The organism is Mesorhizobium tianshanense (genome assembly GCF_007830515.1).
Taxonomy (GTDB): domain Bacteria; phylum Pseudomonadota; class Alphaproteobacteria; order Rhizobiales; family Rhizobiaceae; genus Mesorhizobium; species Mesorhizobium tianshanense.
Window position 1 is genome coordinate 1 of record NZ_VLKT01000068.1, and the last position, 22,531, is coordinate 22,531.

22 protein-coding genes and 2 pseudogenes are annotated in these 22,531 nt (G+C 61.2%); 8 read left to right on the plus strand and 16 right to left on the minus strand.

Annotated elements, in window-relative coordinates:
* Positions 1 to 129 (plus strand): annotated as a pseudogene (locus tag IQ26_RS33565) (IS3 family transposase); the annotation flags it as partial.
* A 105-nt stretch (positions 130 to 234) separates the two neighbouring features.
* On the opposite strand, the gene IQ26_RS33570 reads toward IQ26_RS33565, so the two are convergent.
* Positions 235 to 1,296, minus strand: a complete 1,062-nt coding sequence (locus IQ26_RS33570) for a type IV toxin-antitoxin system AbiEi family antitoxin (RefSeq protein ID WP_240547372.1) — start codon at positions 1,294 to 1,296, stop codon at positions 235 to 237.
* Between the two features lie 163 nt (positions 1,297 to 1,459).
* On the opposite strand from IQ26_RS33570, the gene IQ26_RS41165 reads away from it, so the two are divergent.
* The gene (locus IQ26_RS41165; RefSeq protein ID WP_276316457.1) at positions 1,460 to 1,588 is read left to right on the plus strand and encodes a hypothetical protein; all 129 of its coding nucleotides are present in this window, start codon (positions 1,460 to 1,462) and stop codon (positions 1,586 to 1,588) included.
* Between the two features lie 439 nt (positions 1,589 to 2,027).
* Here the strand turns inward: IQ26_RS41165 and IQ26_RS33575 are convergent, their stop codons facing one another.
* A complete protein-coding gene (locus IQ26_RS33575) occupies positions 2,028 to 2,840 on the minus strand; it encodes an alpha/beta fold hydrolase (protein ID WP_145722694.1) in 813 nt (270 codons plus the stop codon).
* Positions 2,841 to 3,257: 417 nt separating this feature from the next.
* The gene (locus tag IQ26_RS33580) at positions 3,258 to 3,614 is read right to left on the minus strand and encodes an ArsR/SmtB family transcription factor (RefSeq protein WP_145722696.1); all 357 of its coding nucleotides are present in this window, start codon (positions 3,612 to 3,614) and stop codon (positions 3,258 to 3,260) included.
* Between the two features lie 220 nt (positions 3,615 to 3,834).
* Between IQ26_RS33580 and IQ26_RS40760 the strand changes: the two are divergent.
* A pseudogene (locus IQ26_RS40760) lies at positions 3,835 to 3,944 on the plus strand (glutamine amidotransferase); the annotation flags it as partial.
* A 10-nt stretch (positions 3,945 to 3,954) separates the two neighbouring features.
* Here the strand turns inward: IQ26_RS40760 and IQ26_RS40085 are convergent.
* From IQ26_RS40085 to IQ26_RS33645, 11 genes are all read right to left on the minus strand, one after another.
* Positions 3,955 to 4,263, minus strand: a complete 309-nt coding sequence (locus IQ26_RS40085) for a hypothetical protein (protein WP_208760273.1) — start codon at positions 4,261 to 4,263, stop codon at positions 3,955 to 3,957.
* A gap of 228 nt (positions 4,264 to 4,491) precedes the next feature.
* On the minus strand, positions 4,492 to 5,796 hold the full coding sequence (locus IQ26_RS33600; protein WP_145722697.1) for a TRAP transporter large permease: 1,305 nt from the start codon (positions 5,794 to 5,796) through the stop codon (positions 4,492 to 4,494).
* The gene (locus tag IQ26_RS33605; protein ID WP_145722698.1) at positions 5,793 to 6,275 is read right to left on the minus strand and encodes a TRAP transporter small permease; all 483 of its coding nucleotides are present in this window, start codon (positions 6,273 to 6,275) and stop codon (positions 5,793 to 5,795) included. Before IQ26_RS33605 ends, IQ26_RS33600 begins: the two co-directional genes overlap by 4 nt.
* Positions 6,276 to 6,372: 97 nt before the next feature.
* Positions 6,373 to 7,356, minus strand: coding sequence for a TRAP transporter substrate-binding protein (locus tag IQ26_RS33610; RefSeq protein ID WP_240547373.1), 984 nt, complete (start codon positions 7,354 to 7,356; stop codon positions 6,373 to 6,375).
* Between the two features lie 268 nt (positions 7,357 to 7,624).
* Positions 7,625 to 8,425: an endonuclease/exonuclease/phosphatase family protein gene (locus tag IQ26_RS33615; protein ID WP_145722700.1), complete on the minus strand. Its 801-nt coding sequence runs from the start codon at positions 8,423 to 8,425 to the stop codon at positions 7,625 to 7,627.
* A gap of 159 nt (positions 8,426 to 8,584) precedes the next feature.
* Positions 8,585 to 10,045 (minus strand): phospholipase D-like domain-containing protein, encoded by a 1,461-nt coding sequence (locus tag IQ26_RS33620; RefSeq protein WP_145722701.1) that lies wholly within the window; start codon positions 10,043 to 10,045, stop codon positions 8,585 to 8,587.
* Between the two features lie 70 nt (positions 10,046 to 10,115).
* Entirely contained in the window at positions 10,116 to 10,577 is a 462-nt protein-coding gene (locus IQ26_RS33625; protein WP_145722702.1) for a nucleotidyltransferase family protein, read from the minus strand.
* Positions 10,578 to 10,818: 241 nt separating this feature from the next.
* Positions 10,819 to 11,805, minus strand: coding sequence for an NAD-dependent epimerase/dehydratase family protein (locus IQ26_RS33630; RefSeq protein WP_208760274.1), 987 nt, complete (start codon positions 11,803 to 11,805; stop codon positions 10,819 to 10,821).
* A gap of 121 nt (positions 11,806 to 11,926) precedes the next feature.
* Complete coding sequence (gene smc, locus IQ26_RS33635) at positions 11,927 to 15,385, minus strand: chromosome segregation protein SMC (RefSeq protein ID WP_145722704.1); 3,459 nt, start codon at positions 15,383 to 15,385, stop codon at positions 11,927 to 11,929.
* Between the two features lie 117 nt (positions 15,386 to 15,502).
* Positions 15,503 to 16,255 (minus strand): DsbA family protein, encoded by a 753-nt coding sequence (locus IQ26_RS33640; RefSeq protein ID WP_145722705.1) that lies wholly within the window; start codon positions 16,253 to 16,255, stop codon positions 15,503 to 15,505.
* A 133-nt stretch (positions 16,256 to 16,388) separates the two neighbouring features.
* The gene (locus IQ26_RS33645; RefSeq protein WP_145722706.1) at positions 16,389 to 16,886 is read right to left on the minus strand and encodes a DUF721 domain-containing protein; all 498 of its coding nucleotides are present in this window, start codon (positions 16,884 to 16,886) and stop codon (positions 16,389 to 16,391) included.
* Positions 16,887 to 16,942: 56 nt separating this feature from the next.
* Here IQ26_RS33645 and mutY point away from each other — a divergent pair, with 56 nt between their 5' ends.
* The 4 genes from mutY (at position 16,943) to vapC (ending at position 19,673) form a co-directional block, all read left to right on the plus strand.
* Entirely contained in the window at positions 16,943 to 18,151 is a 1,209-nt protein-coding gene (gene mutY, locus IQ26_RS33650) for an A/G-specific adenine glycosylase (protein WP_145722707.1), read from the plus strand.
* Positions 18,152 to 18,189: 38 nt separating this feature from the next.
* Complete coding sequence (locus IQ26_RS33655; RefSeq protein ID WP_145722708.1) at positions 18,190 to 18,801, plus strand: HAD family hydrolase; 612 nt, start codon at positions 18,190 to 18,192, stop codon at positions 18,799 to 18,801.
* Between the two features lie 273 nt (positions 18,802 to 19,074).
* Positions 19,075 to 19,287: a type II toxin-antitoxin system VapB family antitoxin gene (locus IQ26_RS33660; protein ID WP_145722709.1), complete on the plus strand. Its 213-nt coding sequence runs from the start codon at positions 19,075 to 19,077 to the stop codon at positions 19,285 to 19,287.
* On the plus strand, positions 19,284 to 19,673 hold the full coding sequence (vapC, locus tag IQ26_RS33665; RefSeq protein WP_145722710.1) for a type II toxin-antitoxin system VapC family toxin: 390 nt from the start codon (positions 19,284 to 19,286) through the stop codon (positions 19,671 to 19,673). Before IQ26_RS33660 ends, vapC begins: the two co-directional genes overlap by 4 nt.
* Positions 19,674 to 19,781: 108 nt before the next feature.
* Here vapC and IQ26_RS33670 read toward each other — a convergent pair whose 3' ends face one another.
* Positions 19,782 to 20,915, minus strand: a complete 1,134-nt coding sequence (locus IQ26_RS33670) for a site-specific DNA-methyltransferase (RefSeq protein ID WP_145722711.1) — start codon at positions 20,913 to 20,915, stop codon at positions 19,782 to 19,784.
* Between the two features lie 172 nt (positions 20,916 to 21,087).
* Here IQ26_RS33670 and IQ26_RS33675 point away from each other — a divergent pair, with 172 nt between their 5' ends.
* The gene (locus IQ26_RS33675) at positions 21,088 to 21,777 is read left to right on the plus strand and encodes an HAD family hydrolase (RefSeq protein WP_145722712.1); all 690 of its coding nucleotides are present in this window, start codon (positions 21,088 to 21,090) and stop codon (positions 21,775 to 21,777) included.
* Positions 21,778 to 21,818: 41 nt separating this feature from the next.
* Here IQ26_RS33675 and IQ26_RS33680 read toward each other — a convergent pair whose 3' ends face one another.
* A complete protein-coding gene (locus tag IQ26_RS33680; protein ID WP_145722718.1) occupies positions 21,819 to 22,499 on the minus strand; it encodes a hypothetical protein in 681 nt (226 codons plus the stop codon).
* Between the last annotated feature and the right edge of the window lie 32 nt (positions 22,500 to 22,531).

A 22,531-nucleotide genomic window follows, 5' to 3' on the forward strand; every position in this document is an offset into this window, starting at 1 on the left:
TTCGCGACGTTGGAGTGGGTGGACTGGTTCAACAATCGCCGGCTGCTGGAGCCCATCGGCAACATCCCGCCGGCCGAAGCCGAGGAACGCTACTACGCCATGCTCAAAGAGCCAGCCATGGCGGCGTGACTCAAACGAAACGGCCTCCGGAAAACCCGGCGCGGTTCAGAACCGATTTCACGGCTGCGGTCGTGCGGTCGTCGTAGTCGGCAGCCGATTGCGGATCGGGCGGTACTACTGGAGCCATTGTAATTTCTCCTGCCGCAGATAGTCAGCAGCCTCCTGTCCCCTCTCCCCGGATATCGCCAAATCAAGATAGGTTTGAACAGGACTTGTGCAAACGACGCCAGGCGCCGGCTCGATTGTATCAAGCAGTGGCCCTTCATCCTTCAAGATCGTGACCACAACGTTTTCACCCTTCACGGCAGACGACAACTTGAGGGCATGCCGTAGACAATCGAGACCTCCACTATCTGCGTAGAAGAACTGGCTGCCCACCCGAGCATACGGCGCAATCCATTGTGCCGCCGAGAACGATGCGAGGATCGCTCGGTTCGTTCGATTCGACGCACCAAGCGCATCGCGAACGACCTGGTCGAACGCTTTCCCGTGCAGGGTAGTGTAGAAGGTTTGGCGATCACCCGCTGGCGGTTCATAAGAGTTCCGCCAAGCGTCCAGAACCGCGGCCGGTCGAATGAGCGACATGCCATCATCGCCGATTTTCGCCCACTCCCGATCCACAAGCGCAGTTCGGACATTGCTGACATGGCCGAGACTGACACTGGCTGCGTCCGCAAGCTCGGTGACGCGCCAGGCATGGTGTGGATCGCGCAACATCACTCTCAGAACCTGCGCGGATTTCGGTTTGAAGATCGACTTCAATTCGCGGCGTTCGATTGCAGGTCGGGTCGGAACCTTACGCTCAATAAATATGCCGTCGAAAACGAGCCGACAATTTCCCTCGAAATCGAGGAACCCCACATTTTCTTCTTGGCAAAGAGCCTGTGCTTCTGGAGAAAGAAAGGGCGCAATGAACACAGGAATTGCGCCCTTTCCTATGTGTCTTATTGCCCTTTGCACCTGGAGCAGGCCCGAGTGAACGTGGCGCGGCTGTCCGCTCGACTTCACCTCACAGACGAGAATATGTGCGCGCCCGAAGGCGCTGACATGCGCAAGAATATCGATTTCGCGATCGAAAGAGCCTGATCCAACCTCAATACTTTCGATGGCAACTGGCGGAACGTCGCTGAAGACGGTCCGCAGCGCTTCCGCAGCTTGATATTCAATGTTTTTCAATGGGTCGCCCGATTTCAGCATCTGCTGAAAATGGATGGTCTACTGAAAAATGTCAATCTCAATTTCACTAAATGTGTCGATTTCAGCGGACGTTGAAAACCGGCGACTAGGTGAAACTCGCGTCCGTTTCGCCCTTTCCCAACTGTCCGCCAGGATACATCTAATGTCGATGGCCGCGTCCTGGGGTATTGAGACGCCGGCTAAGTGTCAGGTCGCGCTTTGGCGCTACGAGGAAGGTGTCATGGGCGAAGTGCGCCTGATCAACAGCCAATTCGGCATCTATTCAATGTGATACCACGGCAGCAGAGCCCTTCGGCAACCACCAACATCAGTTTTTGCAACAGGGCCTTTGACAACACTTCTTATCGGCGTACCCGCAGCGCCTCGTCGTTCGAGACCGTTGGGGCGACAGCGTCATTGCGCCAGACAAAATGGCCTCAGGAACGCCACAGCATGAAACTTGCGAACAGCGTTCAGGATTTGAGTGCTTGAGGGGTCCTTGCCGGGACGTGAGCCGAGCCATTCCGCTGATGCGGTTGCACCGCTGTCTCCAGCAAAGTGCGCCGTCCACATTAAGGCTCGTCCGCGAAGCTCCATCATGCGGCGACCGATGTCGACCGCGAAGACAACCATGCACCCGGCAAACTGGTCTCAGAGATCGAAGGTGCCTTGACCCCAACTCAGCAACCCCATCAGTTCAGATCGATCTCTTCATCAGCCCCGGCTTCGCGTTATGAAAGTGCGTTTTGCCGCCCCAGCACCAGGTCCGGAGCTTCGAGTTGGGGTAAGTGGCCAACGCCAGGCAGTGTTTCGAACGATGCCCGCGGTATTAGCGCATGAAGCGCTTTACCCCGTTCCAGCGGGATCCACGGATCGTCCTCGCCCCAGATGATTTTGACCGGGCATCGGACATTCCCGAAGACCGGTTCGATTTCTGCCGTATACGTTTCGTCGGCTTGTGCGAATTGCCGATAGAAGCTTCCTCGTCCCTCTTCGGAAAGCCAGGGCTCGACAAGCTTCTCGAAATCACCGGAATCGAAATCGTTGACGATCGCCCCTTTGATATAAGCCTCCACGACCGCCTTGTGGATGTGCGGCGGCAAACCCAGAAAAGCTTCGACATGGCGACCGACATGATCGAAGAACTCCGATCCCCATGGGCGCATCGCAACAACATTCATCAGAACGTATCGATGGAAGTCGCAGCCATGCAGCAGATGCGCTCGCAAAGTCGTCGCTCCGCCCATGTCATGGGCAATGACGATCGGCTGCTCGAGGCCCCAATGCGCAAGCATCTCAGTGAAGACCTGTCCTTGCACATCGAGCGACGTGCGATGCTCCGCGCTCTTATCAGACTGCCCGTAACCAGGCATGTCGTACCAGTGGACACGAAACCGTATTGCAAGGTCCGGAATGATCCGATGCCATGAGAACGAAGACCACGGCCATCCGTGGACCAGTACGAGTGCAGGGCCGCTACCAACTCGACCCACTGCGACCGTACCCGCAGATGTTTGCACGGTCTCATCGAGTTTCCACGACATCCATTATTCTCCCATGGGGCTTTCCGGCCAGTGCCGTCCATAGGAACTGGTCGGCAACCTTATAGTTGGAGACCGCTTGCCTCAAATCTGCGACGCTGCCCGCGCCGGAGCGGGTCAAGTACCGGGTCACCGGACCACGCCCTTGTGCCTTGTTGCCGTCATTCAGACTTGCTCGCGTTCCAAGCAAGCTCTCCCGGCACGTACCCCTCTCGTTCTTCCGGCCAAATCTTCATGGCCATGTCGGCAACATCGATCAATTCCTGCCGCGACGCACCGGACGCTCACCCATTAGCGAAGACTAAATACATAACTGCCATAAGCCGTTTCGGACAAGCCGCCGGATAGCCCCGTTCACTAGAGATATCGCCGAGGTTATACTATTCGCTTCGGCAACGTCGCTGCTGGTGCGCACACGATTTATGCGGCCTCAAATCGGCGTGCCCCCTCATCGTATTTTTGAAGTCGCGACGACGGCAATTTGTCCGTAGCCACGAGGCCGGCCAACAGATCCAGGATTTCGCGGGCAAGCTTGGACTTACACGAATAGTAGACGTTCTGCCTCTCGCGGCGACGAGCTACGATATCCAGCCGCAGCAGTCTCGCCAGGTGCTGAGACAAGGCGGATTGGCTTAGTCCAACGCGCATTGCAAGATCACCAACGGACAACTCACCTTCGGCCAGATGAATTAACATTAGCAGCCGCTTCTCGCTGCCGATCAGGGCCAGAAATTCGGCAACATAGCCGGCATTGGCAACCAATCGTTCCGAAACCATGTCTCGCTCCTGTATCAATCGAAGGGGAATTGAGTTCCAATGGGGCTGCGCTGGCAGCGCCTGCGCTGCAGGAATGGGAGTCGCACCCTTGAAAATTGCACGATTCCGTCGGTTACGTTAGTGCGCGATCACGTAAGACAATGACATTGTAAATCGGAACCGGGCGTTCTTTGGCGATGCGTCGGTTCCGATCCAGCTCATTTCTAAGCGCCTTTTTTCGATATTCGGCGGCTGCTATAGCTTCCAGGGCATCAATGGCGGCGCGCGCTGCCGGTGAACTGCCTCGCGTTCGACGACCGCGTCGAGGTGCCGGAAGGCTTTGCGCCTGTCGCGGCCAACATTAGTGCGCGATCACGTAGTGGCAATGGCGCTGCCACTTATGCGTTGCGGCAAGGATTCGTCTAGGATTAAGACACGCGCCACTGCCGCTGAAAGGGGCCGTCACGTTATCATCGTCAACGCGATCGCCCCAGGCTATTTCGCAACCGAGCTCAACACTGCAATATGAACGACGAGACTTTCGCCAAATGCCCCTTCCCGGCATGGCCGCCTCGACTTCCACGCGTTGCTTTTCGAACTTACGGGAGATCGGGCCGCCGCCGGACGAGCGATAGCATTCGGGCGTGTACTTCCAGGCCAGGTAGCGCACTGCGGCCTCCGTGTCGACGAAACGGCTCGGGCCGGCGTCTTCACAAAGATGGCGTGCGTGAGGATATCGGCCGAGGGCCACCTGCTTTGCGAGCGGTTGGACATTGTGCTTCTCGCAATCGGCAAGGGCTTCCCCGCAAGTGGGGTGAACCAACCTGCGCCATGTCGAGAAACATGCTCGTCGTCCGCGTTGTTATGTTTCTTCCAGACGGTCCCCGGAGTGCCGCTATCAGTTCACGAATTGCGGCATCAGCAGGCGGGGCAGCCACAGAGAAATGGACGGAAAGAAAACGATAAGGATGAGAATCCCGAGCATGGGCAGGAGAAGAATGACGACATCGCGTATCGCGTGCCGGATCGAGATCTGCCCGATCGAGCAGGCGATGAGCAGGCAGAGGCCGTAAGGCGGAGTGACGAGGCCGAAGGCGAGGCTGACGATGCCGATGATGGCGAAATGGATGGGATGCATTCCGACGGACTGGGCGACCGGCAAGAGCACGGTACCAAGAATGACAATCGCGGGAATGGCATCGATGAAGCAGCCGATGACCAGGAACGCAATGGCGACTGCCAATCCCATCTCCGTAACGCCGAGATCCATTGCCTGGACGACGGCGACGAGCGCGGCGGGCACCTTAAAATAGGCGAGGATGAATCCGAAGGCACTGGCCGTCCCGATACAGAACAGCGCAATCGCGGCGAAGCGGCCGGTATCGTAGAAGATGCGCCCTATCTTCGTCAGGTCCAGTGTGCGGTAGACCAGCAGGCCGAGCACCAGCGCATAGATGGCGGCAATGACTGATGCCTCTGTCGGCGTGAAGAAGCCGCCTACGATGCCACCAACAATGATGACCGGCGTGAGCAGCGCCAGGAAGGCGCTGGCGATGGCCTTGGCGAGTTCGCGAGCGGTGGCACGCTCGTGCATTCCCATGCCACGCCGCCGCGCGTAGACGTAAACGGTTACCAGTTGCGCAAGGCCAATCAGGATGCCGGGCACGACGCCGGCGAGGAAGAGGCCGCCGATCGATACAGACATGAGGCCGCCCCAGACGATCATCAGGATCGATGGCGGAATGATCACGCCCATGACGGAAGAACAGGCCGTCACCGCGACCGAAAAGGAGGCGGTGAAGCCCTCCTTTTTCATCTGCGGAATGATCAGCGACCCGATGCCGGCGGCGTCGGCCGTAGAGCTCCCCGAAATTCCGGCGAAGAGCATGGATACCACTACATTCACATGCCCGAGCCCGCCCGGCAGGTGGCCGACGAGAGCGCGTGACAGGCGGATCAGCCTGTCGGTGATACCTGCCGCGTTCATCAGGTTGGCAGCGAGCAGAAAGAATGGCACCGCCAGCAGCACGAAGGCGTTGTAGGATTTGAACATTGCCTGGAGCAGCAGGATCGGTGTCAACCGCGGCTCCAGGAAAAAGATCGGTAGACAGGCCAGCGCCAGTGCAAAGGCAACCGGGACGCGCAACAGGATGAATAGTAGGAAGAGCCCGAACAGGATCGAGGAGACGACGAGCGGGGTCACTGTGCGCGCGCCATAAAGATGCTCAAATCGCGGACGAGTTTTTCAAGAATAAACACCGTGAACAGCACCCCTGCGAGGGGCCAGGTGACATAGATCCAGTTCATGGGCAGGGCGGCGATCTCGGAAGTCTGGAACCAGCCGAACTCGATCAGCTTCCATCCGTACCAGACAAAGACCAGGGCAACGACCAGCATCAGCAGGTTGACGAGGATCCGCTTCGCTGCTTCGGTTCTTCGATTATTGCTCGTCGGCAGCAGGTCGAGGTCGAAATGCGAGCCGTCGCGGACCGCGACGATCGCGCCCACCATGATCATCCAGACAAAGCAGAAGCGCGCGATTTCCTCCGTCCAGATGTAGCGGGGAATAAGCCCGGTAAACCGCGACAGAACCTGCATTGAAACAGGCACCAACAACCCGCCCACCAACACGCCGAGCACGATCTTGAGCGCGGCATGGATCACGTCGAGAACCCTGGTCATGGATGCCACCGCCGTGCTTTCCGGAGTGTGACCGGATCCCCGGCGGGAGAAAGCAGGGCCAACCGAGGCCGCCCCTGCAGAGTGCGAAGCGGCCGCGCTACTGGATCGCCTGAATCGCCTTCAGCACGTCGCCGGCGCCGAGTTCCTCGGCATAGGCCTCCAGCACGGGCGTGGCGGCATCGAGCATCTTGTCGCGCTCGGTGAATTCGTGCGTCTGCAGCCACCCTTTCTCCTCCATGGTCTTGACTTTCGCGGAGTCCTCGCCGCTCTCGATCTCCCGGCCGTATTTTCCAGCCTCGGCGCCGGCTTCATCGATGCAGTTCTGCAGTTTCTCCGGCAGCTTCTGGTAGGTTTTGTTTGAGATAAGGAGCGGACGGATGGTGATGGCGTGCTTGGTCAGAGACAAGTGCGGGCCGACTTCGTAGAACTTCATCTGCTCCACGCCTGCGGCTTCGTTCTCGCCGGCGGCGATCACACCGGTCTGGATTGCGTTGTACACCTCGTCATAGGCGATTACCGAGGGCGCGGCGCCGAGCGCATCGAAGACCCGCGTCCAGATCGGCGCTCCCTGCATGCGGATCGGGAGGCCAGCCAGTTCCGCCATGTTGGTGACCGGCTTGTTGGCGAAGACGTTCCGTGTGCCGCCTCCGGCATAGCCGAGAAGGCGGATGTCGGCCTTCTGCAGAATGTCGTCGGCAACCGGCTTCAGGGCATCGGCTTCCAGCACCTTGCGCCAGTGATCCTCGTCGCGAAACAGGAATGGCATGTCCATGAGCGGAGCCATCTGGGAGAAGGTCGACATATGCGCGGGTGACGCCACGGCGTAGTCGACCGATATCCCTTGGTTCATGAAGCCGACATAATCCTTTTCCAGGCCGAGCTCCGAATTGAGGTGCATCTCGAATTCGACCGGCTCGTCGGTATAACAAGCTTGAACGAGTTGTTCGAACTTGCGCATGGTCTTGGTGAAAGCGTGATCTTCGTTGAATTGACTGGCGCCGACCAGCTTGATCTGGGCAGCTGCGGGCGAGCCGACCACAAGTGGAAGTACCCAGCCAAGGCTGCAGGCAAATACCGTCAAAAATGACTTCCGAATATTTGGCATCGTTTCCTCCCGAAACGCCTTGTCACCGCGATCTTGTATCTCCGCTTTTTGGACAACCTTGCACGCGGATGTTGTCAGCCGAACTATATCTGCGCAGGCCGCCGGGTCAATCACTCACCTTGATAGGGCGAACCAGCGCATCGCCATGCCTCACGTGCAGAGGGAGGCGAAATGCGCTCTTGCGAGAAAGCAGGAAACAAAATCGCGCGACCCACCAACGGGGCAGAAGCGTTGGCCAGCTACGTCACAGGCGAACGAAAGCTGTAAGAGGCAGATGATCGGAGGCGACCCGCGAAAGCGGCGTATCATGGGCTTCGACGGTTGAGATCATTCCGTGTCGATTTGCCATGATCCGGTCGAGCGCCAGCAGCGGCAGACGCGATGGAAAGGTGGGGACCGCCGGCAGCGCAGAACCGAAAGTCGTGTGCAGCGTATTTAGCGCGGAACGGTTTCCGAGTCGCCATTCGTTCAAATCGCCGAGCAGCAGCGTTGGTTTTTCGTCCGGGCTGTTCATGATATCGAGCACGACACGGGCCTGTTCGGAGCGCGACCGGCGCAGCAATCCGAGATGGGCTGCGATGATGCGCAGCGTTCGTTTGCCGTCCAGATCGATTTCGGCAACCAGGGCTCCGCGCGGCTCCAGCCCCGGGAGCTCTATCTGATGGACATCGCGGACGATACCCCGTTTTAAAAGCAGAACGTTGCCGTGCCAGCCGTGCCCTTTGCCGTTTCCGGACACCGGCACCGGCACCAGGCCTGTTTCCAATTCGAGACGTGGCAGATCCAGAAGGCCGGCACGATCTCCAAAGCGATTGTCCGCTTCCTGCAACGCAATGACATCGGGGCCGATTTCCCGGATGACGCGACCGATTCGTTCAGGATCGAACTTTCTGTCGACGCCCACGCATTTGTGGACGTTGTAAGATGCGACCAAAGTCCCCGCGGGGCGGGTCCCTTCAGACGGCGCGGCCTTAGCCTTCTGTTTTTTTCTGTCGCGAATGGATTTGAGCACACTTGCAGGCAAGCTACGTCCAGTTCTTTGCATGAGTCTGCTGCTCGTCCTCACTGCCTTCAATACGTAGCTTTGTCTCACTCAAATGGGATCTGCAATCACTGCTTCCATGCCCTGACGAGATGCTGCCCTCAAAAGGAGATCGAACGATGGCTGCGTCAGCCAAATTCCCTCCGGTAGCAAGAGAAGCCTCTAAAGATAGGGCGATCCCAGCCACAACACTCGGTCGAACAGGCGAACGATGAATGGCCGGGCTCTCAAGGTTTCGATTGTCACGGGCGCCGCGGAGGCGATTGCCGATCCGATCCGCGCTTCAATCCCGGCGGCAAAGCCTGCATCAAGAACCTCCATATCAATCTCAAAATTCAGCCGCAGGGACCGGGCATCAAGATTGGACGATCCTATATAGGCCCAAACCCCATCGACCGACAGCAGCTTCGAATGATCGAACGAGCCCGCCGTGCGCCATACGCGGCAGTAGTGCTTCAGGACCTGATCGAATTGCGCTGTCATCGCGCGGTCGACAAGGAAGAGATTGTTCACCGCCGGCACCACGATGTCGATCTCGACGCCTCGCCTGGCCGCGGTCGTCAGCGCGCTGATCAGTTCCCGATCCGGCAGGAAATAGGGCGACATGATGCGGATCGATTTGCGAGCGACAGAAAATGCCCCGATCAGCAATTTGTGGTTCGTTTCGATGCTGGCATCCGGCCCGGACGCAACCGCCCGCGCCAGCATCGGCTGACCGGGAGCCTGGGGAAGCGTGGCCACTTGCCAGATGTCGCCTTTCAAGTGCTCGCCGGTCGCGAAGCGCCAATCTTCGGCGGCAACCGAAAAAAGGTCGGCCACGACCGGCCCGGTGACCTGAAAATGGGTGTCCCTCGCGCTGGAGGAGCCGGCGAACTCGGCTGAGAATCCCTTTCGGATGTTCATCCCTCCGGTAAATGCAATCGTGCCGTCGACGACCAGGATCTTCCGGTGCGTTCTGAGATTGGCGTAGGGAAGACGCAGGCCCATGACGATGTTGCCGTTGAAGAGGTCGGCTGTGATTTTTGCCTCTCGCAGATGCCCAAGAATGCTGGGCACGGAGTAACGCGCCCCGACGGCATCGATCAGCACGCGAACGCTGACACCCCGCTGGACAGCTCCGGCGAGAGATTTCATGAAAAGCCGCCCGACATCGTCATTGTCGAAGATGTAGGTCTCCAGAAGGATACTGCGTTGAGCGCCGTCAATCGCTCGGCACATCGCGCCATAGGCCTCGTCACCTGTCTCCAATAGCGCAATTGCGTTTCCCAAGGTCAGGGCACGCCGCGCCACCCTGTCGCCCAATGTCTTCAGGCCGGTGAAGCGTTGACCGTACCGCTCGGCAATCAATTCCTCGGCGGCAATGTCGCGCTCATGTTTTGCGGAAGCCGCCTCGCTGGAAAGGGGCCGCATGGCGCTGATCGTTGCACGACGGATACGGTTTATGCCGGCAACAGCGTAGATGATCGGGCCAAGGAACGGCGACAGGAACATCACGCCGACCCAACCTGTGGCGGCGCGGACGTCTTCCTTCGTCATTATGGCGTGGACGATGCCCACGGTCGCCATCACCACCGAAATGATCGCGAGGATCTGGGCCCAATGAGTCATTAAGGTCTGCAACATCGCCAAGACTATCCAGCGAGCGGTTGCAGAACGCAATGCAGCTCATTCCCTGCGCTGATACCCAACAGACCTAGGAAGCCCCGCGCCGGCCTGCGGCAACCTTAGCCACGGCGCCAGCTGAAAGGCGCTCATCAGTAGGTAGATCGGCACCATTCCTTTCAGCGGCGAACCACCTTGCGCGGCCGAGGCGGTGAAATGGGAAGGCTGGAGATGGGTCGATATCGTGCCCGAGGGCGGACGCGCGAGCTACTTCCCAATCCGCTTTCTGAGCTTCGGTCGCCGGCGAGCGCCGACCTTCCACCTTCTGGCGTCGTGCACCGGTGGAGTCGTAGTAGCTTCGCATTAGGTGGTCGATGCTGTTCACGGTGTGCCAGACGAGGGATCCGCGAAAGTTCTTCGCCTTTCTTTGGGCCTCCTTAAGCGCAGTGAAGCGTTGGTCGGAATTGACTTTCTCGCGACCCTGGTCGCAATTTAATTCAATAAAATCAGTCACCTCAACAGCTATCCCGAAATTGGCCCAGAACTGCTGCAAGCCACAATAGCCGGTGGAGCGCCCCCTGGGCGGCCTGCGGATCATCGCGATTGCGTCAGCTCATCACCGATGCCGGGGTCGACGTCCCCGATCCACAGAACCTTTCGGCTGCACCGGTCGATGCCCCGCGCAACGATCGCAGAGGATCGCCCGCGCCGTTCCGATCACTGGCCCGGAAGATGCGCGGCCCTTGGGGTCGTGGATGAAGAAAGTGCGGGCAACGACGGCACTCAGGCCGCAGTCACCTTGTCGTTGATGCTGCAGCCCATTCCGACCGATACCAGTCGACAAACTTCTTCAGCCCATCTTCCGTCGAAACGCCCGGCTTGAAGCCGAAATCCCGCTCCAGCGCGCTCATGTCCGCATAGGTCCGCTCGACGTCGCTGCTTTGCATCGGCTCGCTTTGGCGGATCGCCTTTACACCCAGCAGTCTTTCCAAAGTGTCGATGAAATCGGCCAGCCGCACCGGCCGGTTGTTGCCGACATTGTAAATCCTGCTGGGCGGAACGTCGGCCGTGGGCGGCTTGTCGAGCACGGCAACGACGGCCCGCACCACATCGTCTACATAAGTGAAATCCCGCCACATCTCACCATCGTTGAACACCCGGATCGGCTTGCCCTCGAGCATCGCCTTGGTGAATATCCAATAGGCCATGTCGGGCCGGCCCCAGGGACCGTAGACGGTGAAAAACCGCAGACCGGTCTGCGGCACGCCAAAGAGATGGGCGTAGGTATGGCTCATCAATTCATCGGCTTTTTTGGTGGCGGCATAGAGCGAGACGGGCCTGTCGACCTGATCGGCCTCGCTGAACGGAACCTTGCGGTTGCCGCCGTAGACCGAGCTCGACGAGGCATAGACCAGATGTTCGAATGCGGGCTGCGCGCGACAGAATTCGAGCATTTCGAGATGGCCGACGACATTGGAACGGACATAGAGCCTCGGATTGTCGAGCGAATGGCGCACGCCCGCCTGAGCGGCGAGATGGATAATCCTGGTTATGCCTTGCCCTGCCAGTGCCTTAGCGAGCGCGCCCTGTTCGGCGATGTCGATCTGATGAAACGAAAAATCCTTGTGGGGCTGAAGGCGGGCGAGCCGCCCCCTTTTAAGCGCCAGGTCGTAATAGTCGTTCATGTTGTCGACGCCGACGACCGCTTCCCCCCTGTTCAGGAGGTGATGGCAAACATGGCTGCCAATGAATCCCGCGGCTCCGGTGACGAGTACAGGCAACAAGATTCTCCATGCATATAGCCGGTTTGGTCATCCGATTGTGGACGGAGTCGACCCGTTCCGTTCGGCTATAGCCCAAAAGCCCCAATAGGCGCTACCGACAAGCTGTCCGATCGGCGCGTCAGCTCGCCTCGCGCATGGCCTCGGCCGCCTGCAGGTCGACCGAGACGAGCTGGCTGACACCCTGTTCGGCCATGGTCACCCCGAACAGCCGGTTCATGCGGGCCATGGTGATCGGGTTGTGCGTGATGATGACGAAGCGCGTCTCGGTGGTGGCGGCCATTTCGTCCATCAGATTGCAGAAACGCTCGACATTGTGGTCGTCGAGCGGCGCGTCGACTTCGTCGAGCACACAGATCGGTGCGGGATTGGTCAGAAACACGGCGAAGATCAGCGACATCGCCGTCAACGCCTGCTCGCCACCGGAGAGCAACGTCATGGTCTGCGGCTTCTTGCCCGGCGGCCGCGCAAGGATTTCGAGACCGGCCTCGAGCGGGTCGTCGGACTCGATCAGTTGCAGTTCCGCCGTGCCGCCACCGAACAGATGCGAAAACAGCCGCTGGAAATGGCCATTGACCACGTCGAAGGCAGCCAGCAGCCGTTCGCGGCCTTCGCGGTTCAGGCTCTGGATCGCCTGGCGCAGCTTGCGGATGGCCTCGATGATGTCCTCGCGTTCCGAAACGATGGTCTCCAGGCGGTCCGACAGTTCCTTCTGTTCTTCCTCTGCGCGCAGATTGACGGCGCCCAGCCGTTCGCGCTCGATCTTCAGCCGGTCGAGCCGACGCTCGATCTCGGCCATCTCTGGCATCGGGCTGTCGGCCTCCAGGCCGGTATGGCGGATAACCAGATGCGGCGGCGTGTTCAGCGTTTCCTGAATGCGCGCTTCTACCTCGAGCCGTCTTTCGTCGGCAGCGGTCAGCCGCTCTTCGGCACGGACGCGGGATTCTCGCGCTTCGGCCAGAGACTGGATCGCTGATGTCGCGGCCTTGTCCAGTTCGGACTGCCGGTTCTCCGCTTCCTGCAACCGATCGCCGGCCGCCTGGCGCAGGCTTTCGGCCTCGGCAAGTTGCGACAGCAAGGCGCGGCGCTTGGCGTCGATTTCGTCGGGTGCGTCGGCCAGTCTTTCGCGCTCGGCCTCGGCTTCCGCCTTGCGTTCGCCGAGCGCTGCGATCTGCGTCGAGGCGTTTTCGGCTCGCTCCAGCCAGTTGCGGCGTTCCGCGCCGATGGCGTCGAGGCGGCGCGTTCGCGCTTCGGCTTCGCGTCTCAAGCCTTCATGGACGGCGCGTGCATCGGCAAGGGTGGCGCGGTCGCGAGCGACGTTGGCGGCCGACTGTTCGAGCTGCAACTGCAGATCACCGAGATCGGGAGCGCTTTGCAGCAGCATCTGCGCCTCAACGAAAGCCGCCGCCGTCTCTTCATGGCTGTCGACGATGCGCGCGCGCGCCTCGTCAAGTGCTGCGCGTCGGCTCGACAGCTCGCCGCCGGCCTTCTCGGCCTCGGCCAGCACATTGCGTGCGGCGTCCAGCCCATGCTGGGCATCACGGCCGGCCTGACGGGCGTGGCGCTCGGCCTCGCTCGCCTGGGCAAGCGCCTGTTCGGCATGGGCAAGAGCCTCCTCGGCCTGGCGCAGGATGCGGGTCGCCTGGACCGCCTCGGCGTCGAGCTCGGCCAGCCGGTTCTTCTGCGCCAGCCGCTGCGCGGCCGCGGTCGGCGCGTCGGCGCTGGCGGTCAACCCGTCCCAACGCCAGAGCGCCCCTTCGCGGCTGACCAGCCGCTGCCCAGGAGCAAGCAGCGCCTGCAGCCGCTTTCCGTCGCCGGCCTCGACGATGCCGATCTGCGCCAATCGGCGAGCAAGTTGCGTCGGCGCGCGGACCACGCTGGCAAGGCTCTTGATGCCTTCGGGCAGCGCGGCGTCGCCAGGCTGGACCTCGCTCGGGCCCCAATGCACCGGCGCGCTACGGTCGAGCGGCACGTCGAGATCCTCTCCAAGCGCTGCGCCGAGCGCTGTCTCGTAGCCGCGCTCGACGCTGATCTGCTCCAGAACGGAGGGGAAGAGGTCACCGCTTGCGGCATTGAGGATCTTGGCCAGCGTGCGGGCCTCGGTTTCGATCCGCGCCAGTTCGGCCTTTGCATCCTGAACCGGAGGGCGGGCATCGCTTTCCGCCGCACGCGCCTCGGCGACAGCCTGTTCGGCGGCAATCGCCGCGGCTTCGGTCTCCTCCAGCAGCGCCTGGGCCTGTTCGACCAGAAGCCGCTTCTCGGCGGGATCGGGCAGGCCAGCGACCCTGGAGGCGATGTCGGACAATTCGCGGTCGACATCGGCGAGTTGGCGGGCAAAGCGGTCGCGGCGCTCGGCAGTGTCGCGCAGCGTTCGTTCGATCTGATTGCGGGAAGCTGCGGCCTCCGCCCGTTCGGCCGTCAGCCCGGCGAGTTTGGCTTCGCTCGCGGCAAGCGTCGACGCCGCCTGCTCGAACGCGTCGCGGGTGTTGGCCTCGCGCTCGGCGGCACCGGCATTCTCGGTATTGAGGGCGGCTTCTTCTGTAGCGAGGCGTTCGAGGATATCCGCATTGTCGCGGACCATCCGCTCCTCGCGGGCGATGTCGCCGTCGAGCTGCTGCAGCCGGCGGTCGAGTTCCTCCTGACGGGCGCGGATGCGGCCGGCTTCCTCTTCGATCTGCGTCTTGGCGATCGACAGGCGCTGGAAGGCGGCAGCGGCGGCGGCTTCCGCATCGCGCAGGTCCGGCAATCGGTGGGCGCCGATCCCTTGCTCCTTGGCGGCGGCCATCTGGGCGGCGGCGCGCTCGCCCACCAGTGCCGTGGCAATCGCCAGCGCCGAGCGCGCCTCGCCTTCCTGCGTCTTGGCCAGCGTCCAGCGCAGATGCAGCAGCGTCGCTTCAGCCTTGCGGATATCGGCCGACAAATTCTTGAACCGCGACGCCTGGCGCGCCTGGCGCTTCAGGCTTTCGATCTGGCTTTCCAGCTCGCCGACGACGTCGTCCAGCCGTTCCAGATTCTGTTCGGCCGCCTTCAGCCGCAGCTCGGCCTCGTGGCGGCGGGTGTGCAGGCCCGAAATTCCGGCCGCCTCTTCCAGCAGCGCGCGGCGTGCCTGCGGCTTTGCCTGGATGAGCTCGCCGATGCGGCCTTGCCCGACCATCGAGGGCGAGCGCGCGCCGGTCGACTGGTCGGCAAAAAGCAGCTGCACGTCCTTGGCACGGGCTTCCTTGCCGTTGATGCGGTAGAGCGAACCCGCCTCGCGCTCGATGCGGCGCGAAACCTGCAACTCGTCCGCGTCGTTGAAGGCAGAGGGCGCGCTACGGTCGCTGTTGTCTAGAAAAAGGGTAACTTCAGCGGTGTTGCGGGCCGGACGCGTTCCCGAACCCGAAAAGATCACGTCGTCCATGCCGGACGCGCGCATGTTCTTATACGAGCTTTCGCCCATGACCCAGCGCAGCGCCTCGACAAGGTTCGACTTGCCGCAGCCATTCGGCCCGACGATGCCGGTCAGGCCGCGTTCGATGACGAACTCGCCGGGTTCAACGAAGGACTTGAAGCCGAGCAGGCGAAGGCGCGAGAACTTCATTCGCGCTGCCCCATTAATGGGCTTGGCAAAAGTGTTCCGCGGTTTTGCAACAACAACCCGCGGCACGACAAAAAGTCGCGCACGCCGAAGCGCAGCCGCTTCGGCGCTGCCGAAACGTCAGAGCAGAGGGTCGATGATGGCCGACATTTCTGCAATCGACAGCGCCCCCTTGTAGGTCTTTCCGTTGATAAAGAAGGTCGGCGTCGAGTCGACCTTGAATTCATCGGCGCCGCGCTTCTGGACCGATCTCACATCGTCCAGAAGTTTCTGGTCCGTCAAGCAGGCCTCGAAGGACTCCTGTGTAAAACCGGCCATCTTGGAGATTTGCAGCAAGGCGTCCTTGACATTGCCACCACCTGCCCAGTTCGCCTGCTGCTTGAAAAGAACGTCCACCATCGGGAAATAGTTGTCCTTGGAGCAGCGCGCCAGCATGAAACCGGCCTCGGCGCTGGGGTCGAACGGAAATTCGCGCAGGATAAGGCGAGCCTTGCCGGTGTCGATATATTTCGTCTTCAGCTCCGGGAGTGTGGTTTCGTGGAAATGCGCGCAATGCGGGCAGGTCATCGAGGCATATTCGACGATGGTAACCTTCGCGTCGTCCTTGCCCAGTTGCGCATCGGGCAGTGCGCCGGGCTTCAGCAATGCCGCCATGTCCACCGTGCCCTGAGCTTCTGGCGCCTTGGCGGCGGCCGGAGCAGCCGGAGTGGCCGGCTTCGCCGGATCGGCGGGAGCCGCAGGCTCGACATCCTGCGCCACGGGTTTTTCGCCCGAGTCGCTGCATGCGGCGAGCAGAACCACCGCCGGAACGGCGGCCAGCGAAGACAGAAGGTTTCTGCGGGACAAGCTTTTGCTAAACGGGGGACGGAGCATACGAATCACCTGACAATGGTTGGATTTTGCAATGCAAAGGCTAGAAAAGGCGAGAGTTGGCGCGAATTAAGGCATCGCCGTCCCCATTCCAATCGCCAAATCATGTAGACGCGATCACGAAAGCGCGAGTTTTTCACTTCTTCTGGCCGAGAATCGTGGCGCCGAGCCGCTCCAGCGAAGCGCGCAGCCCGTCATCCTCGATCAGTCCGACAGTGCCCGACAGTTTTGCCTTCTCGGCCGCGGTCAAAGGCCGCAAGCTTGGTTTAGGCCGCCTCTTGTCCGCTATCACCGGCTTTTGCACGATTCTGATCCGGCCGATAGCGTTGAAGCCGAGAAAGGCGTTAACCCGGTTGATGATCTCGCCGGTCTCGTGCTGCAGATGGAGCGCGGCCATGCCCTCGCAGGCGATGACCAGCACCGCAGGCTCGAACGGATCGTCTTCATGCATGCGACGCGGCCACTGGATCCTTTCCGGGCGCGAGCAGCCGGCGAGCCGCGGCCCGGCAATCTCCTCCCATGACTGGACGAGCCCGATCGACATGCCGGCACGCTTGCGCAACACCGGGTCGAGGATCTCGGTTGCGAGATCGCTCACCGGAACGGGATTGCCGAAGGCCCTTTTCCCTGCCATGTGCGTTCTCCAGTCACGACCTCCACCACTTCATCGGTTAGGCCAGTCCTCGATCAATGGCACTGCACGACCAGACCCGCAAGACCGCATCCGGAGACAGCGGCAAAGCCGCGTCTGGAGATACCAGCAAAGCCGCATCCGGAGACAGCGGCAAAGCCGCGTCTGGAGACAGCAGCAAAGCTGCGTCCGGAGATAGCGGCGAGATCGCATCCCGCCTGCTTGCCTGGTACGACGCGCACCACCGCGACTTGCCGTGGCGCATTGCGCCGCGAGAGCTGGCACGCGGCATGCGGCCTGATCCCTACCGCGTCTGGCTTTCGGAAGTCATGCTGCAGCAGACCACGGTCGAAGCGGTAAAATCCTATTTCCAGGCCTTTGTCCAGAAATGGCCCGATATCAATGCGCTGGCCTCGGCACAGACCGAGGATGTGATGAAGGCCTGGGCCGGGCTCGGCTATTATTCCCGCGCGCGCAATCTCAAGGCCTGCGCCGATCTCGTCGCACGGCAAGGCGGCAGGTTTCCCGATACGCAAGCGGGTCTGAGAGCGCTGCCCGGCATCGGCGCCTACACGGCGGCGGCGATCGCGGCGATCGCCTTCGACGAGCCCGCGGCGGTCGTCGACGGCAATGTCGAACGGGTCGTTTCCCGGCTGTTTTCGATCGCCACGCCGCTGAGCGAAGCCAAGGGCGACATCCGCGCCCATGTCGAGCGCGTGGTTCCAGGGACCAGACCGGGCGATTTCGCCCAGGCGATGATGGATCTGGGTGCGACGATCTGCACGCCGCGCCGGCCGCGCTGCATGCTGTGCCCGCTGCGCGAGGATTGCAGTGCGACTGTTTCGGGCGATCCCGAACGCTTCCCGGTCCGCCTGCCGAAGGGTGAGAAACCACTGCGGCGCGGGGCTGCTTTCGTTGCGTTGAGGGCCGACGGCGCCATCCTTTTGCGCAAGCGAGCGGATAAAGGCCTACTCGGCGGCATGACCGAGGTGCCGACGACCGGCTGGACCGCGCGGATCGACGGCGCCACCACCGACGCGGCGGCACCCTTCCCCGGCGACTGGCGGCCTGCCGGGCGGATTGGCCATGTCTTCACCCATTTCGCGCTCGAACTCGACGTCTTCAAAACGATGAGAGATGGCGCCGCCCCTCAGGGGCATTTCTGGTCGCTGGCCCATGAAATTTCCGGGGAAGCGCTGCCCACCGTCATGAAAAAGGTAATCGAAGCGGCGATACCGGGCGCGACGAAGAAGCAGCGCCCACATTGAATTGCCCCGCGTTGAATTGGCATTGAACGAGGACAAGAATGACCGAAATCCGCCACATCGTTTTCGACATCGGCAGAGTACTGATCCACTACGATCCGACCTTGCCCTTCAGCCGATTGATCCCCGACGCGGATGAGCGGAAATGGTTCTTCGACAATGTCTGCACGCATGACTGGAACATCGAGCAGGATCGAGGCCGGACCTGGGAAGAGGCCGAGGCACTGGCAATCGCGGAGCATCCCCATCACGCGGAAAACATCCGCAATTTCCGCCGCCACTGGCACGAAATGGTGCCTCATGCCTATGACGACAGCGTCGCCATCATGGTCGGTCTGATCGAGAGCGGCCACGACGTCACCATGCTGACCAACTTTGCCTCCGACACGCTTGCCGAAGCCCGGCAGCGTTTCGACTTTCTCAACCGTCCCCGTGGAGTGACCATTTCGGGCGAGATCGGCATGATCAAGCCGGATCGCGGCATCTACGACCATCACGTCGCCGCGTTTGGCCTCGAGCCCGCGGCCACGCTGTTCATCGACGACAGCCAGAAGAATGTCGACGGCGCCAAGGCGGCCGGCTGGCAGTCGGTGCTGTTCACCGACGCCAGGACGCTCAAAGCGGACCTCGATCGCCTGGGGATCAGAGCGTGATTTGAGTCACTTCGAGAGGCTCGACTGATAACCCGCTTCAAAGTGCGCAAGGGCTGAATCTGTGTTTGTCTTCTGGGCAAGCCGATGGGTAAGACAGCGTGTGACGGTGGTGCAGCCGCCGAGACGCTAGTTTTTTGGATCATTTCAAGGAGCTGCCGGATGGCGGCAGAGCGCGAAGGAGCGACTGTCAGCGTGACGGCTGTCGGCTGACGGCTTGTTGGTCAGGAGCAGAATGTGTATAGTTAGTCCGATTTATACACATCGAGCATCGCCATGCGAACCAACATCGAACTCGACGACAAACTGATCGCGGAGGCCATGGCCGCCTCCGGCCTCAAGACCAAGAAAGCGACGATTGAGGCGGCCTTGCGCACTCTGGTGCGCCGGCACCGGCAGGATATGGCTATCGCCGCCCTTGCTGGCGCCGGCTGGGACGGCGATCTTGACACTATGCGGGAAGGCCGTTCGCCCGATCAGAATCGATGATCGTCGTCGACAGTTCCGTCTGGATCGCCCATCTGCGCAATACGGACAGCGTCTCGGTCGGTAAACTCAGGCATCTCGATGACACTCAGGAGATTCTGGTCGGAGACTTGATCCTGCTGGAAGTGCTACAAGGTGCGCGCAACGAACCGCATGCCCAACTGATTGAGCGGAACCTTCGACAATTCGCAATTGTACCGATGCTGGATCCGGCGACGGCAGTCGAAGCTGCCCGAAACCACCGCATGCTCCGGCAGCGGGGCATCACCATCCGCAAGACGATCGATATGATCATCGGCACATTCTGCATTCGGGGCGGGCACGCGCTGTTGCATGACGACCGAGACTTCGACCCGATGGTTCATTACCTTGGTCTGCAACTCGCTTGACGAAGACCCGACGACGGGACTGGCGGAGCGCTCCCGGCACTTCTCGGTCAAGAAAGGCGATCCTGCTTCCTTCGGGAACGTGCAACGAGATCGCCATGGCGGTTATTGTCAGGCCCCTGCCCGCTCCATGCCAAGACGGGCGATGCGGCGAAGCTCGTCGATCGGGGTCAGGCCGCCGCTGCGCTCATAGTGCCAGAACGTCCAGCCGTTGCAGGCGTCCAGCCCCTGCACCTGCGCGCCTATCTTGTGGATCGACCCGGCGCTGTCGCCGATCGCCACCGTGCCGTCGGCGCGCACTTTGGCGGCCCAGCGCTTCTTGGCGTCGTAGAGCGTGGCGCCCGGCAGCATCAGCCCGGTGTCGATGAGGCTGACGAAGGCGACGCGCGGCTCGGCGCGCTTGCCTGTAAGCACGGTTAGGTCAGCGCCGTCCAGCGGCCGCACTGCATCGATGCGCTCGTTGGCGGCGTCGATATAGGCCTGCTCACGCTCGATGCCGACGAAATGGCGGCCGAGACGCTTGGCCACCGCACCGGTGGTGCCGGAGCCGAAGAAGGGATCGAGCACGATATCGCCGGGCTTGGTCGAGGCCATCATGATGCGGGCGAGCAGCGCTTCGGGCTTCTGCGTCGGATGCAGCTTGTCGCCATTTTCGTTCTTCAGGCGCTCGCCTCCGGTGCAGATCGGGAACAGCCAGTCGGAACGCATCTGTATGTCGTCGTTCGACGCCTTCATGGCTTCGTAGTTGAAGGTGTAGCCCTTGCCTTTCTGGTCGCGCGAGGCCCAGATCATCGTCTCATGGGCATTCTGGAAGCGGCGGCCGCGGAAATTCGGCATTGGGTTGGTCTTGCGCCAGACGACATCGTTGAGGATCCAGAACCCCAGATCCTGCATCTTGGCGCCGACCCTGAAAATATTGTGGTAGGAACCTATGACCCAGATGGTGCCATTGGGTTTCAGTACGCGGCGCGCCGCCAGCAGCCAGGCGCGGGTAAAGGCGTCGTAGACCTCAAAACTCGCGAACTGGTCCCAGTCGTCGTCGACGGCGTCGACCTTGGACTGGTCGGGCCGGTGCAGATCGCCGTCGAGCTGCAGATTGTAGGGCGGATCGGCGAAGATCACGTCGACGGATCTTTCAGGCAGCCGGTCGAGCGCGGCGACACAGTCGCCCTTCAGGATCGTATCCAGCCATTCGGATTGCTGGGGAGCATGGGAAAGCTCGTCGAGAAGACGCACGGCAGACATTGTGACACCCAAAGCACGCGTTACTGTTTACTCCCTGTTATGGTTACCGATCAGCGTAAATATTCGGTGAAGGCTGAGAATGCGGACCTCGGGCAATTTGCGAAGGCCGGCCTGTTGGTGTATGCCGCGCCGCCTGAGCACCTCAGCCTCCCTCCCGCTTCCCGGAATTGCCATGCCCCAGCCAGACCTTGTCATCTTCGATTGCGACGGCGTGCTCGTCGATTCCGAAATCATCGCCGCGCGCATCGAAGCCGAGCTTTTGACGTCGGCCGGTTACGAGATATCGGCCGAGGAGATTTCCGAGACTTATGCCGGCCTGACCTTCAAGGACATCATGATACGGGTCGAGGAGAAGTCGCGCATCCCGTTCCAGGCCTCGCTGATCGACCGTGCCGAAGACCTGGTCGACCGCAAGCTGCGCAGCGACGTGCGCGCCGTCGACGGGGTGCGCGAAGCGGTCGCCGCGGTGATGGCACGGCGCTGCGTCTGCTCGAACTCGCGCACCGAGCGCATCGAGTTCATGCTGGAGAAGGTGCATCTACTGCCGCTTTTCGCCGGTCATATTTTTTCCTCACTGGAAACACCGACCGGCAAATCCAAGCCGGCGCCCGACGTGTTCCTCTTTGCCGCGGAAAAGCTCAAGGCCGAGCCCGCGAACACGTTCGTCATCGAGGATTCCGTGCATGGCGTGACCGGCGCCAGGACAGCAGGGATGCGAGTGATCGGCTTCACGGGAGGGGCGCACAGCTATCCCGGTCATGCCGACGCGCTGACCGAGGCCGGCGCCGAAACGGTCATCCGCCGCTGGGCGGAACTGAAAAGCGTGATCGCGGCTCTGTCGGAGTGGTCGGCGGATGCGTGAGGCGGCGCGTCCAACCCGACACGCGAATCCAATGCGGCCGCTTATTGCGCGGCGGCAACCTTCTTCCTGTCGGTCGACTTCTTCGGCGGGCCTTCGTCATAGCCGGCGAACGCCTGATAGTCCTGCGCGGTGGGCTCGGGAACGATAACGTTCGAATCGGTGAAGACGAACTGGGTGGCACTCGAGGGATTGGTGACCTGAACCTGATGTTGGTGAAGTTGCGAGTAAAGGACCTCGGTACCACGCATCACGGCGATACGGATCGGCATGGTGATGGTGCCTGGCTTGAACATCGGTCCCGGAACGACCTTGCCGGCGACGGCGATCTTCATCGTCAGCGAGCCATCGGCACGGTTGCAGTCGCGGGTCACATCGGTGATCGATGCCTGGTAAATGATCTTCGCGGAATCGTCCTGCTGCTCGCTGCCAGCATCAAGCGCAGCAGCTTCGGCGTCCAGAGCCTCAGCTTTTTTCTTGGGCTTCTGGCCGCCCTTGGCATAGGTGTTGAAGAAGGCGGTGCCGTCACGCAACGTCACTTTCGGACAATAGGCCAGCAATTGGCTGGCGAGAACCTTGGGATCGCGCGGTGGCGGCGGCGTCGTGTCTTTCTTTCCAAAGCCGAGGATGCCACTGCCGCCTGATTGGCAGCCGGCGGCGGCAAGCATAAAGCCGGTGAGCGCCAGACCCGCGATAAAACGACCATTGAATGAATGAAACGCCATGAACTGCACTTCCCTCTCGCAAAGCGGGTGAC